Genomic DNA, 21,765 nt, shown 5'->3' with positions numbered 1-21,765 from the left:
GCGCCCCGCCCATGCGGGGCGTTTTGTTTGAGTGCCCCGTGCTTTTGACTTTGTAGGAGCGAGCTTGCTCGCGATGAACGTCAGGGCACTGCGGACCGTCAGGCTCCCTGCGTTATCGTTGACGTTTTTCGCGAGCAAGCTCGCTCCTACAGTGTCGATTTCACCCATTAATAGTAGAGAACCAAGCCTGTGGCCCACCCTGCCCAACGCCGCTGGTATCCCGTCGTCTTCGCCTTTGCTGCGCTGGTCCTGTTGCCCCTGAGTGTCCTGCTGCTTTCCTGGCAAACCATCGATCAACAGATCTGGTCCCATTTATGGGACACACAGATGCCGCGCTTGCTGGGCAATACCCTGACCCTGGTGCTAGGCGTCGGTGTCGGCGTGACAGTCCTGGGTGTCAGCCTGGCCTGGCTTACCAGCCTTTGCGAATTCCCCGGCCGGCGCTGGCTGGACTGGGCGCTGATGTTGCCTTTCGCGATTCCGGCCTATGTGCTGGCCTTCGTCTTCGTCGGCCTGCTGGATTTTGCCGGGCCCGTGCAAACCCTGCTGCGCGAATGGTTCGGCAGCGGTCTGCGGCTGCCGCGCGTGCGCTCCACGGGCGGGGTGATTGTGGTGCTGGTGCTGGTTTTCTATCCCTATGTCTATCTGCTGGCCCGCACGGCCTTCCTCGCCCAGGGCAAAGGCCTGATGGAAGCGGCGCGGGTCCTTGGTCAATCGCCCTGGCAAGCGTTCTGGCGTGTGGCATTGCCCATGGCGCGGCCGGCCATCGGTGCGGGCGTGGCATTGGCGCTGATGGAAACCCTGGCGGATTTCGGCGCAGTGTCGGTGTTTAACTTCGATACCTTCACCACGGCCATCTACAAGACCTGGTACGGTTTTTTCAGTCTGTCTTCCGCCGCGCAACTGGCCAGCTTGTTGCTGCTGGTGGTGATGCTCGTGCTCTATGGCGAACGGCGTGCTCGCGGGGCCAACCGGGCGGGCAACGAGCGGCCACGGGTCAAGGCGCTGTATCACCTGCGGGGTTTGAAGGCACTGGCGGCCTCGATCTGGTGCGGTCTGGTGTTTGCCTGCGCTTTTGTTATCCCGATGCTGCAATTGGCGGTGTGGTTCTGGCAGCGCGGGCGCTTCGATCTCGACGAGCGCTACACCGGGTTGATCGTCCATACCTTGTACCTGGGGGCGATGGCGGCGTTGATCACCGTCAGCGTCGCCTTGTTGCTGGCGTTTGCCCGACGCCTGGCGCCCACCCGGGTCATTCGTTCCGGGGTCAGTCTGGCCAACCTGGGTTACGCCTTGCCGGGTTCGGTGCTGGCGGTGTCGATCATGCTGGCGTTCAGTTACCTGGATCGCGAGCTGGTGATCCCGCTCTCGAGCTGGCTCGGTGGTGCGGGCAAGCCGCTGCTGCTGGGCAGTCTGTCAGCGTTGTTGCTGGCCTATCTGGTGCGCTTCATTGCGGTGGCCTATGGGCCACTGGAAAGCAGCCTGGCGCGTATACGGCCATCTTTGCCCGAAGCGGCACGTAGCCTTGGCGTTAGTGGGCCGCGACTGTTTTTCAAAGTGTATCTACCATTGTTGTTGCCCGGCACCTTGAGCGCGGCGCTGCTGGTGTTCGTCGACGTGCTCAAGGAAATGCCCGCGACCCTGCTGATGCGCCCGTTTGGCTGGGACACGCTGGCGGTGCGGATCTTTGAAATGACCAGCGAAGGAGAATGGGCGAGGGCATCTTTGCCAGCGTTGACCCTGGTGCTGGTCGGGCTGCTGCCGGTCATCGGATTGATCCGGCGCTCAGCGCATCGAAACAGCTAGGTGTCAGTCCTACACCTTGCGGCTACAATGCGCGGCATTCGGTGCGGTCCGTCTGACAGACCAGGTAGCTGAAATCGGCTAAAGGCCTTTTGTTTCAAGGCATTCAGTCCGTGCAGCACTTGCCCGCACCTTCGCCACGCCCGGAAGGAGAAACCCATGGGACAGCGTACGCCTCTGTATGACCTTCATCTCGCGCTCGGCGCAAAGATGGTCGATTTTGGCGGTTGGGACATGCCTCTGCATTATGGATCGCAGGTCGAGGAACACCATCAGGTGCGCCGCGATTGCGGTGTCTTCGATGTATCCCACATGACCGTTATCGACGTCGGCGGCCCCCAGGCCAAAGCCTGGCTTCAGCATTTGCTGGCCAATGATGTCGAACGCCTGCACAGCTCCGGCCGTGCGTTATACAGCACCATGCTCAACGAGCAGGGCGGCATCGTCGACGACATGATCGTCTACTGTCTCGACGAGGGCTATCGCCTGGTGGTCAATGCCTCCACCCGCGATCAGGACATGGCCTGGATGCAAGCGCATCTCGACGGTTTCGACGTGCAGCTTCGCGAGCGTTCCGAGTTGGCGATGCTGGCCATCCAGGGGCCTCACGCCCGGCAAAAAATTGCCGAGCTGGTCAACCAGTCCCGCGGCAACCTGATCCAGCTCCTCAAGCCCTTCGAAGGCCTGCCCGATGGTGACTGGTTCATCGCGCGCACCGGTTATACCGGCGAAGACGGCCTGGAAATCATTCTGCCGGCGGATCAGGCACCCGCGTTCTTCAACGATCTGGTCGGTGCCGGGATTTCTCCCATCGGTCTTGGCGCGCGGGATACCTTGCGGGTCGAAGCCGGCATGAACCTTTACGGTCAGGATATCCAGCAGGATGTTTCACCCCTGGCCTCCAATATGGCCTGGACCATCGCCTGGGAACCTGCCACCCGGCAGTTCATCGGGCGCAAGGCCCTGGAAACCGAGCAAGCCGCTGGTGTACAGCACAAACTGGTCGGTCTGGTCCTTGAGGAACGCGGTGTTTTACGCGCTCATCAGGTCGTGCGCATCGCCGATGTTGGCGAAGGGGAGATCACCAGTGGTAGTTTCTCTCCTACGCTTAGCAAGTCGATAGCACTGGCGCGCGTGCCTATGGCAACTGCAGACCGCGCTGAAGTGGAAATTCGTGGCAAGTGGTACCCGGTCCGGGTGGTCAAACCGACCTTCGTACGCCACGGCAAAACCTTGATCTAATCTTTTCTGGCGGGCATGCCCGCCGACTATTTTCCTGAGGACACAGAACATGAGCGATATCCCTGCCGACCTGCGTTTTGCCGAAAGTCACGAATGGGCACGTCTGGAAGCCGATGGCAGCGTCACCGTGGGCATCAGCGATCACGCGCAGGAAGCGCTGGGTGATGTGGTGTTCGTCGAGTTGACCGAAGTCGGCAACGTGTTTGCTGCCGGTGATCAGTCGGGTGTCGTTGAATCGGTTAAAGCCGCTTCCGATATCTACTCCCCGATTGCCGGTGAGGTGATCGCGGTCAACGAAGCGCTGAGTGCTGAGCCTGAGCTGCTCAACTCCGATCCGTACGGCGCGTGGATCTTCAAGCTCAAGCCAAGCAACACCGCCGATCTGGAAAAACTGCTGGATGCCGCCGGCTACAAGGCCGCCATCGGCGAGTAACACTCGCCCCCCGTAGGAGCTGCCGCAGGCTGCGATCTTTTGCCTTTGTTTTTAAAATCAAAAGATCGCAACCTGCGGCAGCGCCTGCAAAGGCTGAGTCAAGACCGCAAGACGGCTTTGCTCATCGCCGTGAACATGCCCTCCTTAAAACCGCGCTCGCGGTAAAGGCTCAACAGGTGAATCGGTGGGTAGTGATAGCCGATCCCGATCCAGACCCCCAATACCTGCATCTGCGCCATGAAAGTCGCCCGTGCCTGGGCCGCATCCTTTGCGCGTCACCGGGTCTATGTCGGCAAACACCGGGGTGGCGGAGCCGGATTGGCTGACGACGCCACGCCATCCACGCGAAGATCGACTGCTATGCTGGTTTGACCGTGTTGCATCGACGCTGAGCGCCAGTCAAGAGAGAGCCCGTCATGTCCCAGTTGCCGTCCCTGAGCCAGTTACACGACCCCAATGCCTTTCTGCGCCGCCACCTAGGACCCGATGCCGCCGAGCAACAGGCGATGCTCGACAGCCTTGGCCTGGGCAGCCGGGTCGAATTGATCGAGCAAACCGTGCCGCCGGGCATCCGCCTCAACCGGGCGCTGGACCTGCCCCCGGCCCTCGATGAAGAGGCCGCCCTGGCCAGGCTGCGTGGTTATGCCGAGCAGAACCAGGTCTGGACCAGCCTGATCGGCATGGGCTACCACGGTACCCTCACACCGGCGGTCATTCTGCGTAACGTGCTGGAAAATCCCGGTTGGTACACCGCGTACACACCCTATCAACCGGAGATCGCCCAAGGGCGACTCGAAGCGCTGCTGAACTTCCAGCAAATGACCATCGATCTGACCGGTCTGGAGCTGGCCAACGCCTCGCTGCTCGATGAGGCCACCGCCGCGGCGGAAGCCATGGCCCTGGCCAAGCGGGTCGCCAAGTCCAAAAGCAATCTGTTCTTTGTCGACGAAAACTGTCACCCGCAAACCATTTCCGTGGTGCAGACCCGCGCCGAAGGTTTCGGCTTCGAGTTGATTGTCGACGCTGTGGATAACTTGAAGCAGCACCAGGTGTTCGGCGCGTTGCTGCAATACCCTGACACCCACGGCGAGATCCACGACCTGCGGCCGCTGATCGATCATCTGCACGCGCAGCAGGCCCTGGCCTGTGTCGCCACGGATTTGCTGAGCCTGTTGTTGTTGACCCCGCCGGGTGAACTGGGCGCCGATGTGGTGTTCGGCTCGTCCCAGCGATTTGGCGTACCCATGGGCTACGGCGGGCCGCATGCGGCATTTTTTGCCAGTCGCGATGAGTACAAACGGGCGATTCCCGGGCGGATCATCGGTGTTTCGAAAGATGCGCGAGGCAACACCGCCCTGCGCATGGCCCTGCAAACCCGCGAGCAACACATTCGCCGGGAGAAGGCCAACTCCAACATCTGCACGGCCCAGGTGCTGCTGGCCAATATCGCCAGTTTCTATGCGGTCTACCACGGCCCGGAAGGGCTCAAGCGGATCGCCCAGCGGGTTCACCGGCTGACCTGCATCCTGGCCGCCGGGCTTGAGCGCAAGGGTATCACCCGGGTCAACCGGCACTTCTTCGACACCCTGACGCTGGAAGTCGGCGGAACCCAGACTGCGATCATCGAAAGTGTCCGGGCCGCGCAGATCAACCTGCGCATTCTCGGGCGCGGCCAACTGGGCTTGAGCCTCGACGAGACCTGCGACGAATCCACCGTGGCGAAGCTGTTCGATGTGTTTCTAGGGGCCGATCACGGGCTCAGCATTGAGGACCTGGATGCCGAAGTCCTGCCTGGCGGAATTCCTGAAGGGTTGGTGCGAACTTCGCCTTATCTACGCCATCCGGTGTTCAGCGCCCATCACAGCGAAACCGAAATGCTGCGCTACCTCAAGCAACTGGAAAACAAGGACCTGGCACTCAATCAATCGATGATCCCGCTGGGCTCTTGCACCATGAAGCTCAACGCCACCAGCGAGATGATCCCGATCACCTGGCCGCAGTTCGCCAACCTGCACCCGTTCGTGCCGAAAGAGCAGGCCGTCGGGTACGGGCTGATGATCGAGGAACTGGAGCGCTGGTTGTGCGCGATCACCGGTTTCGATGCCATCTGCATGCAGCCCAACTCCGGTGCCCAAGGCGAATACGCCGGGCTGCTGGCGATCCGCAAATACCATGAGAGCCGGCAACAGGGCGGCCGCGATATCTGCCTGATTCCTTCGTCGGCTCACGGCACCAATCCCGCGTCGGCGCAAATGGCCGGGATGCGCGTGGTGATCGTCGAGTGTGACGAGGCGGGCAACGTCGACCTGGACGACCTCAAGGAAAAAGCCGCGCAGGCCGCCGACAAACTCGCCTGCCTGATGGCGACCTATCCTTCGACCCATGGCGTGTATGAGGAAGGCATCAGCGAAATTTGCGAAGTGATCCACCATCACGGCGGCCAGGTGTACATGGATGGCGCCAACCTCAACGCCCAGGTCGGGCTGGCGCGGCCGGCGGATATTGGCGCCGATGTCTCGCACATGAACCTGCACAAGACCTTCTGCATTCCCCATGGTGGCGGCGGTCCGGGCATGGGGCCGATTGGTGTTAGGGCACATCTGGCGCCGTTCGTGGCCAACCATCCGGTGGTGCCGATCGACGGGCCGCAGCCGCAGAATGGCGCCGTCAGCGCGGCGCCCTGGGGCAGTGCAAGCATTCTGCCGATCAGCTGGATGTACATCGCCATGATGGGGCCGCAACTGGCGGACGCCAGCGAAGTGGCGATCCTTGCTGCGAATTACCTGGCGCGGCATTTGTCCGGTGCCTTTGCGGTGCTGTACACCGGGCGCAACGAACGGGTGGCCCACGAATGCATCCTCGACCTGCGGCCGCTCAAGGCGTTGACCGGCATCACCGAAGAGGACGTCGCCAAGCGCCTGATGGACTACGGCTTCCATGCACCGACCATGTCGTTCCCGGTGCCGGGGACGCTGATGGTCGAACCGACCGAAAGTGAATCGAAGGCGGAGCTGGACAGGTTTATCGGGGCGATGCTGAGCATCCGCGCGGAAATCAACGAGGTGCAGAACGGTAACTGGCCGGCAGAAGAAAACCCGTTGAAAGGTGCGCCCCATACGCTGGCCGATATCACCGGCGTGTGGGAGCGGCCGTACAGCATCGAGCAAGCCGTCACGCCGGACGCGCATACCAAGGCTCACAAATACTGGCCGGTGGTGAACCGGGTGGACAATGTGTATGGGGATCGGAACCTGTTTTGTGCGTGTGTGCCGGTGGATGACTACCGCTGACCTCCCAGGCAATACATAACCCCTGTGGGAGCGGGCTTGCTCGCGAAGGCGTCGTGTCAGCCAGATTTATGCTCAATGACACACCGCTTTCGCGAGCAAGTCGGATCGCCGCACCGCCGCTCCCACAGGGTTTTGTGTGGGGCAAAAAAATGCCGCTCATGTGAGCGGCATTTTTCATTCGCAACGCTTATTCAGACGCCACGGCATTCTTCGCCAGGATCGCGTTCGCCAACTCCATGTCCGTGGCTTGCAGGCCCGGGTTGTCGGCGCGGACTTTCTGCATGGCCGCTTCCAGGTACGGGCCGCGGATACCGCCATCGCTGGCGACGAAGCTGCTGGCATCGTCCTGGGCGGCGACCACCAGCTTGTGATCCCTGGATGTCAGATAGCTCGAACCGGTGGTTGCACCGGACGTAAGAACGTTACGCCAAAAAGTATCGGCCATCGCCGAACCGACAGGCAGGGACAACAGCGCGACGGTAGCGACAGCAAGTTTGAAACGCATGACAGGGTGACTCCACTGGGTTGACTACGCGGTTGGATTGCCAACCCCCAATCGAGTTCCGTGACTGCCTATTCCGTCGTTTCGACCAGCAGGATCGCGCCTTGCTGGCCGACCACTCGCACGCGGCTGCCAATGGCAGCGTCCGGCCCGCGGGCCATCCACACGCCGTCGGCCACCTTGATTTTGCCGCGACCGTCGACAATTGCTTCATGCACCACGAAGGTCTTGCCGATCAGTTCCTGGCCACGCAGGTTCAGGTGCGGCTGATCGCTCAGGCGAGTCGCTGTGCGCTGACGCCGCCACCAGTACAAGGCGGTGGCGATCGACAGCAGGCCGAACAACAGAAATTGCCATTCCCACGACAGGCCTGGCAGGAAGAAGGTCAGGACACCCACGGCAGCCGCTGCCATACCGATCCACAGCAGGTAGCCGCCGGCGCCGAACACTTCAAGAATCAACAGCACGGTGCCCAGCGCCAGCCAGTCCCAGAACGAAAGATGCTGAAAAAATGCCCACATGGCGCGCCTCAGGCTTTCTTGTTATCGAAAGTGGCTCTGACGATTTCGCCAATGCCGCCCACCGCGCCGATCATCGAACTGGCCTCCAGCGGCATCAGGATCACTTTGCTGTTGTTGGCCGAAGCCAGGTTGCCCAGCGCGTCGATGTACTTCTGCGCCACGAAGTAGTTGACCGCTTGCACGTTACCGCTGGCAATCGCTTCGGATACCACCTTGGTGGCCTGGGCTTCTGCCTGGGCTTGCCGCTCCCGGGCTTCGGCCTCCAGGAAGGCCGCCTGCCGACTGCCTTCGGCTTCGAGGATCTGCGCCTGCTTCTTGCCTTCGGCGGTCAGGATCGCTGCGGCACGCAGGCCTTCGGCTTCGAGGATCTGTGCACGCTTGATCCGTTCGGCTTTCATCTGCCCACTCATCGCCGCCATCAGGTCGGCGGGTGGGCTGATGTCCTTGATCTCGATCCGGGTGATCTTGATGCCCCACGGCGCGGTCGCTTCATCGACGGTGCGCAGCAGTTTTTCGTTGATGCCGTCCCGCTGGCTGAGCATGGCGTCGAGTTCCATCGAGCCGAGCACCGTGCGGATGTTGGTTTGTAACAGGTTACGAATGGCGTGCTCGAGGTTGTTGACCTCGTAGGCAGCCTGGGCCGTGTTGACCACCTGGAAGAAGCACACAGCGTCGATTTGCACCGTGGCGTTGTCGGCGGTGATGACTTCCTGTGGTGGAATATCCAGCACGCTTTCCATCACATTCATCTTGCGTCCGATGCGGTCCATGACCGGAACGATGACGTTCAGTCCCGGCTTGAGCGTGTTGGTGTAGCGCCCGAAACGCTCGACGGTCCATTCAAAACCCTGGGGCACGACCTTGAAGCCCATGAACAGAATGGCGACCACCAGGCCGACAAAAAGCAAAAGCACACTACCGATCTGCATAACGATTCCTTGTTGATGTGTGGATCTGTGGAGTAGCAATCGTTGGAGTGTAGCGGTGCCGATGGCGGATAAGAACAGCCGGGTTCAGTTCTGCTCGCTCTGGGGCGTCACGCGCAGAACCTCCTCGATGGTCGTCATCCCGGCGGCGACCTTTTGCGCCCCTGACAGACGCAGGCTGCGCATGCCTTCCTTGAATGCCTGGCGCCGCACGGCCAGCAGATCGGTATCAGGACTGATCAACGCCTTGATGCCATCGCTGAGTTGCATGATTTCGTAGACTCCGGCACGGCCGCGATAACCGGTATCGCGGCATTCCACGCAACCGACGGCGCGCTGGGCATTGCCTGGCAGCGGTGCCTGCCAGGGGCGGGTCAGGGTTTGCCAATCGTCTTCGCCCAGCGCCAGTGGCGCCTTGCAGTGCGGGCACAGGGTTCGCACCAGTCGCTGGGCCATGACGCCAAGCACCGTGGCCTTGATCAGGTAATGCGGCACGCCGAGTTCCAGCAGGCGGCTGATGGCGCCGGGCGCATCGTTGGTGTGCAGGGTCGACAGCACCAGGTGCCCGGTGAGCGCCGCCTGGATCGCCATCTCCGCGGTTTCGAGGTCGCGGATTTCGCCGATCATGATGATGTCCGGGTCTTGTCGCATCAGCGCACGCACGCCGGCGGCGAAGGTCAGGTCGATGTTGTGCTGGACCTGCATCTGGTTGAAGGCCGGCTCGACCATTTCAATCGGATCTTCGATGGTGCAGAGGTTGACTTCCGGCGTCGCCAGTTTTTTCAGGGTGGTGTAGAGGGTGGTGGTCTTGCCCGACCCCGTCGGCCCGGTGACGAGGATGATGCCGTGGGGCTGGCGGGTCATGTCCTGCCAGCGGCGCAGGTCGTCGGTGGAGAAACCGAGCTGGTCGAAGTCCTTGAGCAGGACGTCCGGGTCGAAGATCCGCATGACCATTTTTTCGCCGAAGGCGGTGGGCAGTGTCGACAAACGCAGTTCAACTTCGCCGCCGTCCGGAGTCTTGGTTTTCACCCGGCCGTCCTGGGGTTTGCGTTTCTCCGCGACGTTCATGCGCCCCAGGGTTTTCAGGCGACTGACGATGGCCATGGTGACCTGGGGCGGGAATTGGTAGACGTTGTGCAGCACGCCGTCGATGCGAAAGCGCACCGTGCCTTGCTCGCGACGGGGCTCGATGTGGATGTCACTGGCGCGTTGCTGGAACGCGTACTGGAACAGCCAGTCGACGATGTTGACGATGTGGGCATCGTTGGCGTCCGGCTCCTGGTCGCTGGCGCCTAGGTTGAGCAACTGTTCGAAATTGCCGAGGGTGCTGACGTGCGGGTCGGCGCTGTTGGCCCCGGTGACCGATTTGGCCAGACGGAAAAATTCGACGCTCAAGCGCTGGATGTCCACCGGGTTGGCCACCACGCGCTTGATCGGCAATTTGAGCACGTGGGTCAGGTCAGCCTCCCAGCCGCTGACATAAGGCTGGGCGCTAGCCACGGTCACCGCATCACGGTCGATCGCTACCGCGAGGATCTTGTGGCGCTGGGCGAAGGCATAGGACATCAGCGGGGTCACGGCCGCGACGTTGATTTTCAACGGATCGATGCGCAGATAAGGCTGTCCGGCCTGCCGGGACAGCCACAGGGTCAGGCTTTCCAGGTCCAGCAGTTTGCCGGGGCGGCTGAGGTCGCCCAACTGTTGGCTGGCAATGAACTCCAGCGGATGCATTTGGCCATGGGTGGCGTTGCGGCGGCGGGCATTGAGCGCGTGTTCGGCCGAATCCTGGCTGATAAAGCCCTGCGCGACCAGTTCGCGCAGCACATCATTGAGATCCAGCCAGCGGTCCTGAAAGGCGAGTTGTACGGACATGCGGGCTCCTTTTGAACGACAGTGCGCAAAGGATAGCCGTGGCCCGGCTGACCGCTGGGCCACTACCCGACGAAGCCGTTTCGGCGTTTTTCAGCCCGCGGCCTTTAGCGTTTCGGCCCAGGCAGAGTCAGCTTCCTGCAGCTCAACCGAGCAGACGCAGATCAGGTTACGAAGTTTTTCCGCTATCACTTGCGCGCGGTGCCAGCTCAAACCGTCGATGACGATATCGATAGTCAGCCAGTCGTCCTGGCGCTGCACGTTGACCTGTTCCGGCGTGAGCAATTGCAAGGCGAACAGATTGAGGGCGCGACACAGCAGGTCCGGTTCGGCCTCGGCCAGTATTTGATAGTGAACACGGCAATGGGCATTGCTGACGTTCCAGACATCGGCGCGGGCAGGTGGGGTGTTCACGGCTTCGAGATACGGCATGGTCAGGCTCCAGAATTACTGGAGAAATATTTACATCCTGTGCCGGGTATTTCTTCTCTATGATTGGCCAGATGGTAGGAACACAGACTTAATCAATTCACATATCAAGAGATTGAAGGTTTTTTTATGCAAAGCGAACTGGACAGCTACGACCGCAAGATCCTCGCCTTGCTGCAAGAGGACGCTTCGCTCTCCAGCGCGCAGATCGCCGAGCAGGTGGGGCTCTCGCAATCGCCTTGCTGGCGACGTATTCAGCGGATGAAGGAGGAGGGCATCATTCGCGGCCAGGTGACCTTGCTCGACCGCAAGAAAATCGGCCTGAACACGCAGATCTTCGCGGAGGTGAAACTCAATGCCCACGGCCGCTCGAACTTCACCGAATTCACCGAGGCGATTCGCGGCTTTCCGGAGGTGCTGGAGTGTTATGTGCTGATGGGGGCGGTGGATTTTCTGCTGCGGATTGTCACGGCGGACATCGAGGCGTACGAGCGCTTTTTCTTCGAGAAGCTGTCGATGGTGCCGGGGATTCAGGAGGTCAACTCGATCGTGGCGCTGTCGGAGATCAAGTCGACTACCAGTTTGCCGGTCTGAATTTTGTGGTGAGTCTGCTGGCCTCATCGCGAGCAAGCTCGCTCCCACAGGGGAAATGCATACACCACAACCCTTGTGGGAGCGAGCTTGCTCGCGATGACGGTGTTACAGACGCAGCAGCATTTTCCAGGCACGGTTCTGATACACCGCAATCGCCTGCTGCTTGCGCGCATCCAGGACTTCGTCGGTGATCGATTCGTTGGCCAGTTGCGCCAGTTTGTTCAGCTCGCCGTACAGGCGATCCATTTCCGGGATCTCCAGCACGTTACGCGCATGGTGCAGCCAGACCTGGATGCGTTCGATGCGCGGCAGTTGCTCGGCCAGGTCTTCCGGCTGTTGCTGGTAACGCTGCAGTTGCAACGAAGTGGCTTCTTCGCCCAGCAGGCGCGGCAACCAGCTGCCCAGTTGCGCAGCGCCCTGGCGATTGCCACGGGTGTTGCGGTCGGCAGCCCAGGTGCGGGCCAGCAGCCAGCGTGAGGTCGTCAGTGAGAACAGGCCCCAGCGCGGGTCTTCGAGCTCTTCAAGGAACTGCTCGGGCGCGGCTTTGCGCACGTCTTCATCGTCCAGGCCGGCCTGGACCAGCGGACGCCAGTCTTCCAGCAAGGCATCAAGGGCGATGCGCAGATCGTGAGTGGACTGACGTGGTGCGGCTTGACCAAGGCTGCTGATCAGCGCGCGCATTTCGGCCAGGCACTCGACCCAGTCCTGCAGCAGGCGCCAGTGACCGTTGAAGCGATACTGCTCGGCCAGGCGCTGGCTACTGCCGAGCAAGTGCCAGCTCAGTGCGGCGAACGCGTCGTCCAGCGGTGTTTCGGCCGTGATCTGCGGCGCCGGCAGGCTCAATGAATAGCTGTGGGCGTCGTACAGGCGATAACCGCGCTCGGCCTTGCTGATATCGCATGGCATCAGCGCCAGTTTCTCGGCCAGCTCGGCAGCCAGCTCCAGCAATGCGGCCGGCTCGCCTTCACGCAGCTCCAGCTCCAGCTCGCAGATTTCTTCTTTCTGCTTGCCGACCACTACGTGGCCAAGGTCCAGGGCGGCTTCGATGACCACTTTGGTCTTGCCACGGCCCCAAGCGATTTCCGCGCGTTCGCGGACGAAGTCGGTGGTGAAGATCGGCTTCAGGGTTTTCTTGTCCAGATCGGCCAGCTCCTCGGGCCAGCATTCGCCGTCGAGTTTCTTCAGGTCGAGCTTGGCTTTGGGCAGGTTCCAGTCGTACTCGTTACGCACCGACAGGCCGGCGACGCTCTGGCCGCGGGTCTTGAGGGTCTGGATCACTTCTTCGCCATCCTTGCGCAGGCGCAGGGCGACTTTGGCCTGGGCCAGGTCGCGCTCGGGCGTGTCGAAGTACTGATTCATCAACTCACGGCGTTCCCAGCCACTTTTGTTGCGTTTTTTCAGTAAAGGGTGCTCGCGCAGGGCGGCGAGGGTTTCGCGGCTGACGCGGAGTTTGATTTCGGTTTCTTTCTGCATGGCCGGAAAATCCAGGATCGGGAGCGCAGCCGGGGGAATGTGTGGCTGCCAAGGTCGTGCAGTGTACAGGACTCAAGGTTAGTACGCGCCGAGACGGTTTATTCCTGTCATCGGTTGGTTCTATGATGAACCTCAATTCGGGTGCCGGGAGTCAGCGATGCCATTGCCGTCGATGAAAGAACAGTTCGCTGCGCTGATCGCCGCGCCGTCCGTCAGTTGTACCCAGCCCAGACTCGATCAAAGCAACCGCCCGGTCATTGATCTGCTGGCGACGTGGCTCGGTGAGCTGGGTTTTACCTGCGAGATCCAGCAGGTCAACCCCGGCAAGTTCAACCTGCTGGCCAGTTTCGGCTCCGGCCCCGGCGGCCTGGTGCTGGCCGGGCACAGCGACACCGTGCCGTTCGACGGTGCGCTGTGGCAAACCGACCCGCTGAAGCTGACGGAAGTCGACGGTCGTTGGGTCGGTCTGGGCAGTTGCGACATGAAGGGCTTTTTCGCCCTGGCGATCGAGGCGGTCATCCCGCTGCTCGATCAGCCGTTCAAACAGCCACTGCTGATTCTCGCCACCTGCGATGAAGAAAGCTCGATGTCCGGTGCCCGCGCGCTGGCCGAAGCGGGGCGGCCGCTGGGGCGGGCGGCGGTGATCGGCGAGCCGACCGGGCTCAAGCCGATCCGCATGCACAAAGGCATCATGATGGAACGCATCGACATCCTCGGGCAGAGCGGTCACTCTTCCGACCCGCGCCTGGGCCACAGCGCTCTGGAAGCGATGCACGATGCCATCGGCGAACTGCGTGGTCTGCGCTTGTTATGGCAGCGCGAATTCCGCAATCCACAGTTTGGCGTGCCGACGCCGACGATGAACTTCGGCTGCATCCATGGCGGCGACAATCCCAACCGCATCTGCGGCCAGTGTTCGCTGGAATTCGATTTGCGACCGCTGCCCGGCATGGACCCCAAGGTCCTGCGTGCCGAGATCCTGCAGAAGCTCAAGCCGGTTGCCGAGCGGCATCAGGTCAAGATCGATTACGCGCCGTTGTTCCCCGACGTGCCGTCGTTTGAACAGGCCGAGGACGCAGAGCTGGTGCGTATTGCCGAAAAGCTCACCGGTCACAGCGCCGAAGCAGTGGCGTTCGGCACCGAAGCACCTTATCTTCAGCGCCTTGGCTGTGAAACGCTGGTGCTTGGCCCGGGTGATATCGCTTGCGCCCATCAGCCGGGGGAATACCTCGAAATGTCACGTTTGCAGCCTACGGTGCATCTATTAAGGCAACTGATCGAACACTATTGCCTGACACCGGCCCAAACTGAGGCCCTGTAGGAGCGAGCTTGCTCGCGATGAACGCAAGGGCCACGCGTCCATTCAGACAGGTCGCGTAATCGTTGAAGTCCATCGCGAGCAAGCTCGCTCCTACAGGGGCTGTGATTTGCCTGACAAGCCGTATAAATTGCCGATGTCCCAACCCGTATTCATGAGGAGAGCGCGCGTGTCGCCAAGCCTGTTCCGACGATAACCATCAGCCCGCTGTGCGTTTTCAGTTTCGCCCTTTTTTCGGCTGCTATTTATTACAGGCCCAGGTTCATGCCCGAATACGTCAATTGGCTTCGTCACGCTTCGCCTTACATCAACGCCCACCGCGATTGCACCTTTGTCGTCATGCTGCCCGGCGACGGCGTTGAACACCCGAACTTCGGCAATATCGTCCACGACCTGGTGCTGTTGCACAGCCTGGGCGTGCGCCTGGTGCTGGTTCACGGCTCCCGGCCGCAGATCGAAGCGCGCCTCGCGGCCCGTGGCCTGACCCCGCATTACCATCACGGCATGCGTATCACCGATGCCGCGACCCTGGAGTGCGTGATCGACGCAGTCGGCCAGTTGCGCATCGCCATCGAGGCTCGCCTGTCGATGGACATGGCTTCGTCGCCCATGCAGGGCTCGCGCCTGCGGGTGGCCAGCGGCAACCTGGTGACGGCACGGCCGATCGGCGTGCTTGAGGGCGTCGACTATCACCACACCGGCGAAGTGCGCCGGGTCGACCGCAAGGGCATCAACCGTCTGCTGGACGAGCGCTCGATCGTGCTGCTGTCGCCGCTGGGCTATTCGCCGACCGGTGAGATTTTCAACCTGGCCTGCGAAGACGTCGCCACCCGCGCGGCCATCGACCTGGGTGCGGACAAGCTGCTGCTGTTCGGTGCCGACCTGGGCCTGATCGACGAACACGGGCGCCTGGTGCGCGAACTGCGTCCGCAGCAAGTGCCGGCGCATCTGCAACGCCTGGGCAGTAACTATCAGGCAGAGTTGCTCGATGCCGCTGCCGAGGCTTGCCGTGGCGGCGTGGCCCGCAGCCATATCGTCAGTTACGCCGAAGACGGTGCGTTGTTGACTGAGCTGTTCACTCGCGACGGCGGCGGCACCCTTGTGGCCCAGGAACAGTTCGAAGTGGTACGCGAAGCGGCCATTGAAGACGTCGGTGGTTTGCTGGATTTGATCAGTCCGCTGGAAGAGCAGGGCATCCTGGTGCGCCGTTCCCGCGAGGTGCTGGAGCGCGAAATCGAGCAGTTCAGTGTGGTTGAACGCGAAGGCATGATCATCGCCTGTGCGGCGCTGTATCAGATTGCCGATTCGGACGCGGGTGAACTCGCGTGTCTGGCGGTGAATCCAGAGTACCGTCATGGCGGTCGCGGTGATGAGCTGCTGGAGCGTATTGAAACCCGCGCGCGGGCGCAGGGATTGAAAACCTTGTTCGTCCTCACCACCCGCACCGCGCACTGGTTCCGCGAGCGTGGCTTTGAACCCAGCAGCGTCGACCGGCTGCCGTCGGCGCGGGCGTCGCTGTACAACTATCAGCGTAATTCCAAGATCTTCGAAAAAGCCCTTTGATCAGGATGCGGTCCCTGTAGGAGCGAGCTCGCTCGCGAAAATCGTGAACGATAACGCGTAAAACCAGATGTCCCGTGGCGTCCTTGGGTTTTTCGCGAGCAAGCTCGCTCCTACAGAGGTCGGTGGTGTTACTCAGTGACAAACTTCGCGCTGACATACGGCGAATAATCCGGCAGCACCGTCTCCACTTTCCCTTGCTCCTTCAAGAATTTCGCCGTCTCGCCAATGGCCTTGGCCGTGCCGCCGTCCAGCAGCGCGGTGCTCTGTTGCGCCTTGGCATCGGGGAATGCGGAACCGGCCAGTAACTCCGGCACATCGGCGGCGTTAGCACCGGTCAGTTTGGCGATTTTCTGGACGGGCACCGAATCAACGGTCCATTGGTCCTTATGGGCGGCGTAGTCGGCGAACGAATCCAGGGTGACCTTGGCGAATTTGGCTACCACCTCTGGGTGCTTCTCTGCGTAATCCTTGCGCGCCACCCAGACCTCAAAGGTTGGCGCGCCCCATTGGCCGACCTGCGCAGCGTCGGTCAGGGTCTTGCCAGTCTTGCGGATTTCCCCCAGGGCGGGCGACCAGACAAACGCGCCGTCAATATCACCACGCTTCCAGGCTGCCGCGATTTCCGCCGGCTGCAGGTTCACCACTTTGACTTTCGAACTGTCCAGGCCCCAGTGCTTCAGCGCACCGAGCAGGCTGTAGTGGGAGGTTGAAACGAAAGGCGTGGCGATGGTCTTTCCGATCAGATCTTGCGGTTTTTCGATGCCGCTGCCGTTACGTACCACCAGCGCTTCGGCGGCATTGATCTGGGCCGAGACGATGAACGCGACAATCGGCAGGTTGCGCGAGGCGGCAGCGGCCAGCGGACTGGAGCCGAGATTGCCGATTTGCACATCGCCCGAGGCAATCGCCGTGACCACTTCCGGGCCGCTGTTGAAGCGCCGCCAGTCGATGGGCTGGCCGATGGTTTTTTCATAAAGGCCATCGGCCTGGGGGACTTTGCTGGGGTCGATTCCGGTTTGATAACCGACGGTGAGGTTCGCCGCCTGAGCGGTGAAAGAAAGTGCGAGAGATACACAAACTGTAACAATTGATCCGGATAGTGCGCGTTTGGTCGTCATGGGGCCGCCTTTCGGTAAAGGATTTGTTTCCGAATTTCGTCAAAAACTAAACGATATAAAAAAGTAAAAATAAATACCGATTAGGAATTAGCTTATGAGCCAAACCCTCTATTCATGGGGTTCTCGAAATTTGGAGCTAAATTCCTAAACGGTATTAGAAAAGAATCGAGTAATTCTTTTCAGGTTCATGACGAGTTCATGACCCTGCAGGGACCAAAAAACCGGGGGTTAGACTATGGTCGTAGACACACATGGTTACGATTGACTTGTGGGTCACGGTCTGGCGCTAATCGCGCATCTTAGGATTTCGGGCGACGACTCGAGACCAGGAATACAAGAATTAGAATCGAGAGGAGCTTCACAATGAACAAGTCCACCTTGGCTTTGGCCGTGGCCGTAGGGGTAGTGGCGCAGCAGGCAGGCGCAGCAGGTTTCCTGGAAGACAGCAAGGCGTCCATCAGTTCCCGGACCATGTATTACAACAACGATAACCGTGAAGGCGGTGCGGATCAGAGAGAGTCCGCAGAAGGCCTGAAATTCGATTATCTGTCCGGCTTCACCCAAGGCACAGTCGGTTTCGGTATCGACGCCCAGGCACTGCTGGGTATCCACCTGGACGGCGGCAAGGGTCACCACCCAGACAACAACACCTTCTTCCCAAGCGACAGCGATGGTTCGGCCGTGTCCGAATGGAGCCGTGCAGCCGCTAACGTCAAGGCGCGCTTCTCGAAGACCGAAGCCCACCTCGGTGGCGCTCTGGCACCCAACTTGCCGATCCTGGTCGCGAACGACAGCCGTCTGCTGCCACAGACCTTTGACGGTGGCACCATCACTTCGAAAGAAATCGACAACGTGACCTTCAACGCAGGCCAGTTGGAGCATTCGGCAGGTCGCGCCTCTTCGAACTCCACCGGCCTGGCCGTGGCTGGCGGTACAGAGGGCAGTAACAAGTTCTACTACGGTGGTGCTGACTGGAAGGTCACCAAGGACCTGACCCTGCAGTACTACCACTCGAATCTGAAGGACTACTACAAGCAGGATTTCCTGGGCTTGATCCACGTGCTACCGATCAGCGCCAACCAGTCCTTCAAGACGGATATTCGTTACTTCGACAGCAGCTCCGACGGCAGGAACGGTGATCCGGGTTTCCGTTTCAACAACAACAACGGTTTCGCCAAGAATCCGGGCGAGGTCGATAACAAGACCTGGAGCGCCATGTTCACCTACACCCTGGGTGGCAACGCTTTCCTGCTCGGTCATCAGCGCGTCAGCGATGACGGTGGTTTTGTCTACCTGAACCAGGGCAACGTGGTCGATGGCAATGGCCGTCCGGAAGGGAATGGCGGCGCCAGCTTCTACCTGTTCACCGACTCCATGATCAACGGATTTGTTCGTGCCGGTGAAAACACCACTTTCGGCCAGTACTCCTATGACTTCGCAGCACTGGGTGTGCCGGGCCTGAAAACGTCGATCGCCTACCTGCACGGCGATGACATCAAGGCGACCAACGGCAGTGGTCCTGACAGCTCCGAGTGGGAGCGCGACATGCGGATCGACTACACCATCCAGCAGGGTGCTCTCAAAGGTTTCGGCGTAACGCTGCGTAATGGCGTCTACCGTGGCAGTGAAGTCTCCAACAACCCTGACGTTGACCAGACTCGTGTGATCTTCAACTACACCTACAGCTTCCTGTAACAAGCCTTGTGAAAAAGCCTCGTCTGTTGACGGGGTTTTTTTTGAGCTGATTTTTATATTCCATAATGATCTTTATTGATTATTTATTATTCTTTTTGGTTTTTATTCATCCCGCTTAAAGTGCGTCTGTCCGACACTCATCCCTGAGCTCGGATTTGGCAAATTTCGTCCCTCGACAATTGATCAGGCTCAGGAATCGGCCTTGCCGCCGATACCTCGATTCTGCCGTGGGAAGTCATATTCCACAGTGATATTAAAAAATCCAAAGAAATACTTTTTGGCTTTAAGGCCATGTATCCTGCGGCCCGCCAAACGACCGGCCTAGACGGTTTGCCGCGAATTTATGCATTCAGGATCCCGGGCAATCGATTCGGGACCAGGAACATCAGAACTAGAAACGAGAGGAGCGAAACATGAACAAGTCCACCTTGGCCATGGCTGTGGCCGTCGGGGTATTGGCCCAGCAGGCAAACGCCGCGGGTTTCATCGAAGACAGCAAGGCAACACTGGGGCTGCGTAACTTCTATATCAACACTGACTACCGCGACGGTACCGGTCCCAACAAAAACGAAGAGTGGGGCCAAGGCTTCGATCTGCGTTTCATCTCCGGTTATACCCAGGGCACCGTCGGTTTCGGTATCGATGCGATCGGCCTGTTGGGCGTCAAGCTGGATTCGGGCGGCGGTACCAACGGCGCCACGGCGACCTCTTACGGCGGCACGGTTTTCCCGAGCAAATCCAATGGCGAGGCGGTAGATGATTTCTCCAGCCTGGGCCTCACCGCCAAAGCCAAGGTTTCCCAGACTGAACTGAAGCTGGGCACCCTGCAGCCGAAAAACCCGGTGATCGTGACCAACGATGGTCGTCTGCTGCCGCAAACCTGGCAGGGTGGCCAGATCACTTCCGCCGAGATCAAGGACCTGTCGCTGGTCGGTGGTCAGATCGAAGCCGTTAAAGGCCGTAACTCCAGCAACAACGATCAAATGTCGATTTCCGGTGCGAACACTCGCGGTACCAAGTTCCGCGACAGCAACAAGTTCATCTATGCCGGTGGCGACTACAAGATCACCAAGGACCTGACGGCCCAGTACTACTACGGCAAGCTGGAAGAGTTCTACAAGCAGCACTTCCTGGGTCTGGTTCACAACTGGGCAATCGGCCCGGGCGTGTTGAAGTCGGATTTCCGTTATTTCAACAGCTCTGATGATGGTGCCAACGGTCACGACCCGCTGTACTACACCACTGGCAATTACAACGCGCCAAACGGTAAAGGCAAGGTCGACAACAACCTGTACAGCGGCCTGTTCCTGTATTCGGTTGCCGGTCATACCTTCGGTGGCGGTTACCAGGTCAGCAACGGCAGCAGTGACTTCCCTTGGCTGAACCAGGGTGACGGTTCGTCGAACTACACCATCACCGATTCGCAAATCCAGAAGTTCGGCCGTGCCGGCGAGAAAACCTGGCAAGCACGTTACTCGTTCGACTTCGCCAAGGTCGGCGTGCCTGGCCTGACCGCGGGTCTGGTGTACCTGCACGGCGACAACATTGATACCGTCAACGCCAAGGGTGGCCAGGCGGTCAACGGTGCTTCCGAGTGGGAACGTGACCTGAGTGTTGCCTACGTGGTGCAGGAGGGTCCGTTGAAGAACCTGGGCCTGGCGTGGAAAAACGCTACCTGGCGCACCGACCTGCCGAACACCCGTTCGCAGGACGAAAATCGCCTGATCGTCAGCTACTCGATCCCGCTGTTGTAATAGCGCTCGCGTAACCGATGCAAAAAAGCCCCGCCCGGTATTGCACCGGGCGGGGCTTTTACATGTTCAGGACGGGTTCACCCCCGTAATCCCGCCCTGAAGTTCCCTCTTTGCAGCAACTCAAGGCCTTCTCGAACCTCGTGGCCGATCTTCGACGGGTTGTGCGTGCTCGTCCAGTGAACAGATCTTTAATATTTCTTAATGATCTAAATAAATCGATATTTATTCTTTTTAATAGATAAAAAACACAGGCACAGTTGAACCCATCAAGCACTCACAAGGAGCAGCACCATGGGTCTCAGACTTGGCGATATCGCCCCCGATTTCGAACAGAACTCCAGCGCCGGCATCATCCGTTTCCACCAGTGGCTGGGCGATAGCTGGGGCGTGCTGTTTTCCCATCCGGCGGATTTCACGCCGGTATGCACCACCGAACTGGGTTTCACCGCCAGGCTCAAGGATGAGTTCGCGGCACGCGGTGTCAAGGCAATCGCACTGTCCGTGGACCCTGTGGAGTCGCATCACAGATGGATCGAAGACATCAACGAGACGCAGAGTACCGTGGTCAACTTTCCGATCCTGGACGACGCCGACCGCAAGGTCTCGGACCTCTACGACCTGATCCATCCCAACGCCAACGACACCCTGACCGTGCGTTCGCTGTTCGTGATCGATCCGAACAAAAAGGTTCGGTTGACGATTACCTACCCGGCGAGCACCGGGCGCAATTTCAACGAAATCCTGCGGGTGATCGACTCGCTGCAACTCACCGACAACTACAAGGTGGCCACGCCGGCCAACTGGCAGGACGGTGATGAAGTGGTGATCGTGCCGTCGCTCAAGGATGAAGAGGAAATCAAACAGCGCTTTCCCAAGGGCTATCGGGCGGTCAAGCCTTACTTGCGCCTGACGCCGCAGCCGAACAGGTAAGTCTTTGGCATTCGCGGTGTGGCTGATACCGCCATCGCGAGCAAGCTCGCTCCCACAGTTGACCGCGTACCCCCTGTGGGAGCGAGCTTGCTCGCGATAGCGGCCGATCAGACGCAGCAGAATTCAAAGTTTGCATCCACAAAGCAGGGGATTTCAGGCTGTTTCGACGGCCTGTTTTTTTGCCTGGAAGAAGTGAGCTTGCATATCTCTTAAACGAATAACCAAATGAATAAATATGATTTATGGATATATAAATCAGCTGTTAAGGTCACTCCATCGAAGCGAGATCGCAAACCGCGAATCGC

At 59.9% G+C, this 21,765-nt stretch carries 17 protein-coding genes and 1 pseudogene; 10 read left to right on the top strand and 8 right to left on the bottom strand.

Going from position 1 to position 21,765, the window contains the following annotated elements:
* The first annotated feature begins 189 nt into the window (after positions 1-189).
* The 3 genes from Q8X48_RS20245 to gcvH all read left to right on the top strand — a co-directional run bounded on the left by Q8X48_RS20245 (position 190) and on the right by gcvH (position 3,478).
* Positions 190-1,806, top strand: coding sequence for an ABC transporter permease (locus Q8X48_RS20245; protein WP_407800062.1), 1,617 nt, complete (start codon positions 190-192; stop codon positions 1,804-1,806).
* 156 nt (positions 1,807-1,962) lie between these two features.
* Positions 1,963-3,045, top strand: a complete 1,083-nt coding sequence (gene gcvT / locus Q8X48_RS20240; RefSeq protein ID WP_407800061.1) for a glycine cleavage system aminomethyltransferase GcvT — start codon at positions 1,963-1,965, stop codon at positions 3,043-3,045.
* Between the two features lie 49 nt (positions 3,046-3,094).
* The gene (gene gcvH, locus Q8X48_RS20235; RefSeq protein WP_407800060.1) at positions 3,095-3,478 is read left to right on the top strand and encodes a glycine cleavage system protein GcvH; all 384 of its coding nucleotides are present in this window, start codon (positions 3,095-3,097) and stop codon (positions 3,476-3,478) included.
* A 131-nt stretch (positions 3,479-3,609) separates the two neighbouring features.
* Here the strand turns inward: gcvH and Q8X48_RS20230 are convergent.
* Positions 3,610-3,747, bottom strand: a pseudogene (locus Q8X48_RS20230) (DegT/DnrJ/EryC1/StrS aminotransferase family protein); the annotation flags it as partial.
* A gap of 147 nt (positions 3,748-3,894) precedes the next feature.
* Between Q8X48_RS20230 and gcvP the strand changes: the two are divergent.
* Positions 3,895-6,768, top strand: coding sequence for an aminomethyl-transferring glycine dehydrogenase (gene gcvP, locus Q8X48_RS20225; protein ID WP_407800059.1), 2,874 nt, complete (start codon positions 3,895-3,897; stop codon positions 6,766-6,768).
* 187 nt (positions 6,769-6,955) lie between these two features.
* Here the strand turns inward: gcvP and Q8X48_RS20220 are convergent, their stop codons facing one another.
* From Q8X48_RS20220 to Q8X48_RS20200, 5 genes are all read right to left on the bottom strand, one after another.
* On the bottom strand, positions 6,956-7,273 hold the full coding sequence (locus Q8X48_RS20220) for a DUF2388 domain-containing protein (protein WP_015097295.1): 318 nt from the start codon (positions 7,271-7,273) through the stop codon (positions 6,956-6,958).
* A gap of 68 nt (positions 7,274-7,341) precedes the next feature.
* The gene (locus tag Q8X48_RS20215) at positions 7,342-7,791 is read right to left on the bottom strand and encodes an NfeD family protein (RefSeq protein ID WP_407800058.1); all 450 of its coding nucleotides are present in this window, start codon (positions 7,789-7,791) and stop codon (positions 7,342-7,344) included.
* A gap of 8 nt (positions 7,792-7,799) precedes the next feature.
* Positions 7,800-8,720, bottom strand: a complete 921-nt coding sequence (locus Q8X48_RS20210; RefSeq protein WP_407800057.1) for an SPFH domain-containing protein — start codon at positions 8,718-8,720, stop codon at positions 7,800-7,802.
* An 84-nt stretch (positions 8,721-8,804) separates the two neighbouring features.
* Positions 8,805-10,589, bottom strand: coding sequence for a GspE/PulE family protein (locus Q8X48_RS20205; protein WP_126048201.1), 1,785 nt, complete (start codon positions 10,587-10,589; stop codon positions 8,805-8,807).
* Positions 10,590-10,679: 90 nt separating this feature from the next.
* Positions 10,680-11,018: a hypothetical protein gene (locus tag Q8X48_RS20200; protein ID WP_407800056.1), complete on the bottom strand. Its 339-nt coding sequence runs from the start codon at positions 11,016-11,018 to the stop codon at positions 10,680-10,682.
* 126 nt (positions 11,019-11,144) lie between these two features.
* Between Q8X48_RS20200 and Q8X48_RS20195 the strand changes: the two genes are divergently transcribed.
* On the top strand, positions 11,145-11,609 hold the full coding sequence (locus tag Q8X48_RS20195; protein ID WP_008015415.1) for an Lrp/AsnC family transcriptional regulator: 465 nt from the start codon (positions 11,145-11,147) through the stop codon (positions 11,607-11,609).
* Positions 11,610-11,714: 105 nt separating this feature from the next.
* Here the strand turns inward: Q8X48_RS20195 and Q8X48_RS20190 are convergent, their stop codons facing one another.
* Complete coding sequence (locus tag Q8X48_RS20190; protein ID WP_126048196.1) at positions 11,715-13,082, bottom strand: CYTH domain-containing protein; 1,368 nt, start codon at positions 13,080-13,082, stop codon at positions 11,715-11,717.
* Positions 13,083-13,239: 157 nt separating this feature from the next.
* Here Q8X48_RS20190 and argE point away from each other — a divergent pair, with 157 nt between their 5' ends.
* Both argE and argA read left to right on the top strand, forming a co-directional pair.
* Positions 13,240-14,403: an acetylornithine deacetylase gene (argE, locus tag Q8X48_RS20185; RefSeq protein ID WP_126048194.1), complete on the top strand. Its 1,164-nt coding sequence runs from the start codon at positions 13,240-13,242 to the stop codon at positions 14,401-14,403.
* A 261-nt stretch (positions 14,404-14,664) separates the two neighbouring features.
* Positions 14,665-15,963, top strand: a complete 1,299-nt coding sequence (gene argA, locus Q8X48_RS20180; RefSeq protein WP_007978929.1) for an amino-acid N-acetyltransferase — start codon at positions 14,665-14,667, stop codon at positions 15,961-15,963.
* Between the two features lie 128 nt (positions 15,964-16,091).
* Here the strand turns inward: argA and tauA are convergent, their stop codons facing one another.
* Complete coding sequence (tauA, locus tag Q8X48_RS20175; RefSeq protein ID WP_095964272.1) at positions 16,092-17,081, bottom strand: taurine ABC transporter substrate-binding protein; 990 nt, start codon at positions 17,079-17,081, stop codon at positions 16,092-16,094.
* A 363-nt stretch (positions 17,082-17,444) separates the two neighbouring features.
* On the opposite strand from tauA, the gene Q8X48_RS20170 reads away from it, so the two are divergent.
* The 3 genes from Q8X48_RS20170 to Q8X48_RS20160 all read left to right on the top strand — a co-directional run bounded on the left by Q8X48_RS20170 (position 17,445) and on the right by Q8X48_RS20160 (position 21,460).
* A complete protein-coding gene (locus tag Q8X48_RS20170) occupies positions 17,445-18,776 on the top strand; it encodes an OprD family porin (RefSeq protein WP_015097287.1) in 1,332 nt (443 codons plus the stop codon).
* A 413-nt stretch (positions 18,777-19,189) separates the two neighbouring features.
* On the top strand, positions 19,190-20,530 hold the full coding sequence (locus Q8X48_RS20165) for an OprD family porin (RefSeq protein WP_407800055.1): 1,341 nt from the start codon (positions 19,190-19,192) through the stop codon (positions 20,528-20,530).
* A 291-nt stretch (positions 20,531-20,821) separates the two neighbouring features.
* Complete coding sequence (locus tag Q8X48_RS20160; RefSeq protein WP_015097285.1) at positions 20,822-21,460, top strand: peroxiredoxin; 639 nt, start codon at positions 20,822-20,824, stop codon at positions 21,458-21,460.
* Positions 21,461-21,765: the final 305 nt, after the last annotated feature.

Source organism: Pseudomonas sp. QLc11A (assembly GCF_052112305.1).
GTDB lineage: Bacteria > Pseudomonadota > Gammaproteobacteria > Pseudomonadales > Pseudomonadaceae > Aquipseudomonas > Aquipseudomonas laurylsulfatiphila.
This window is presented reverse-complemented; position numbering and strand designations above follow the sequence as displayed.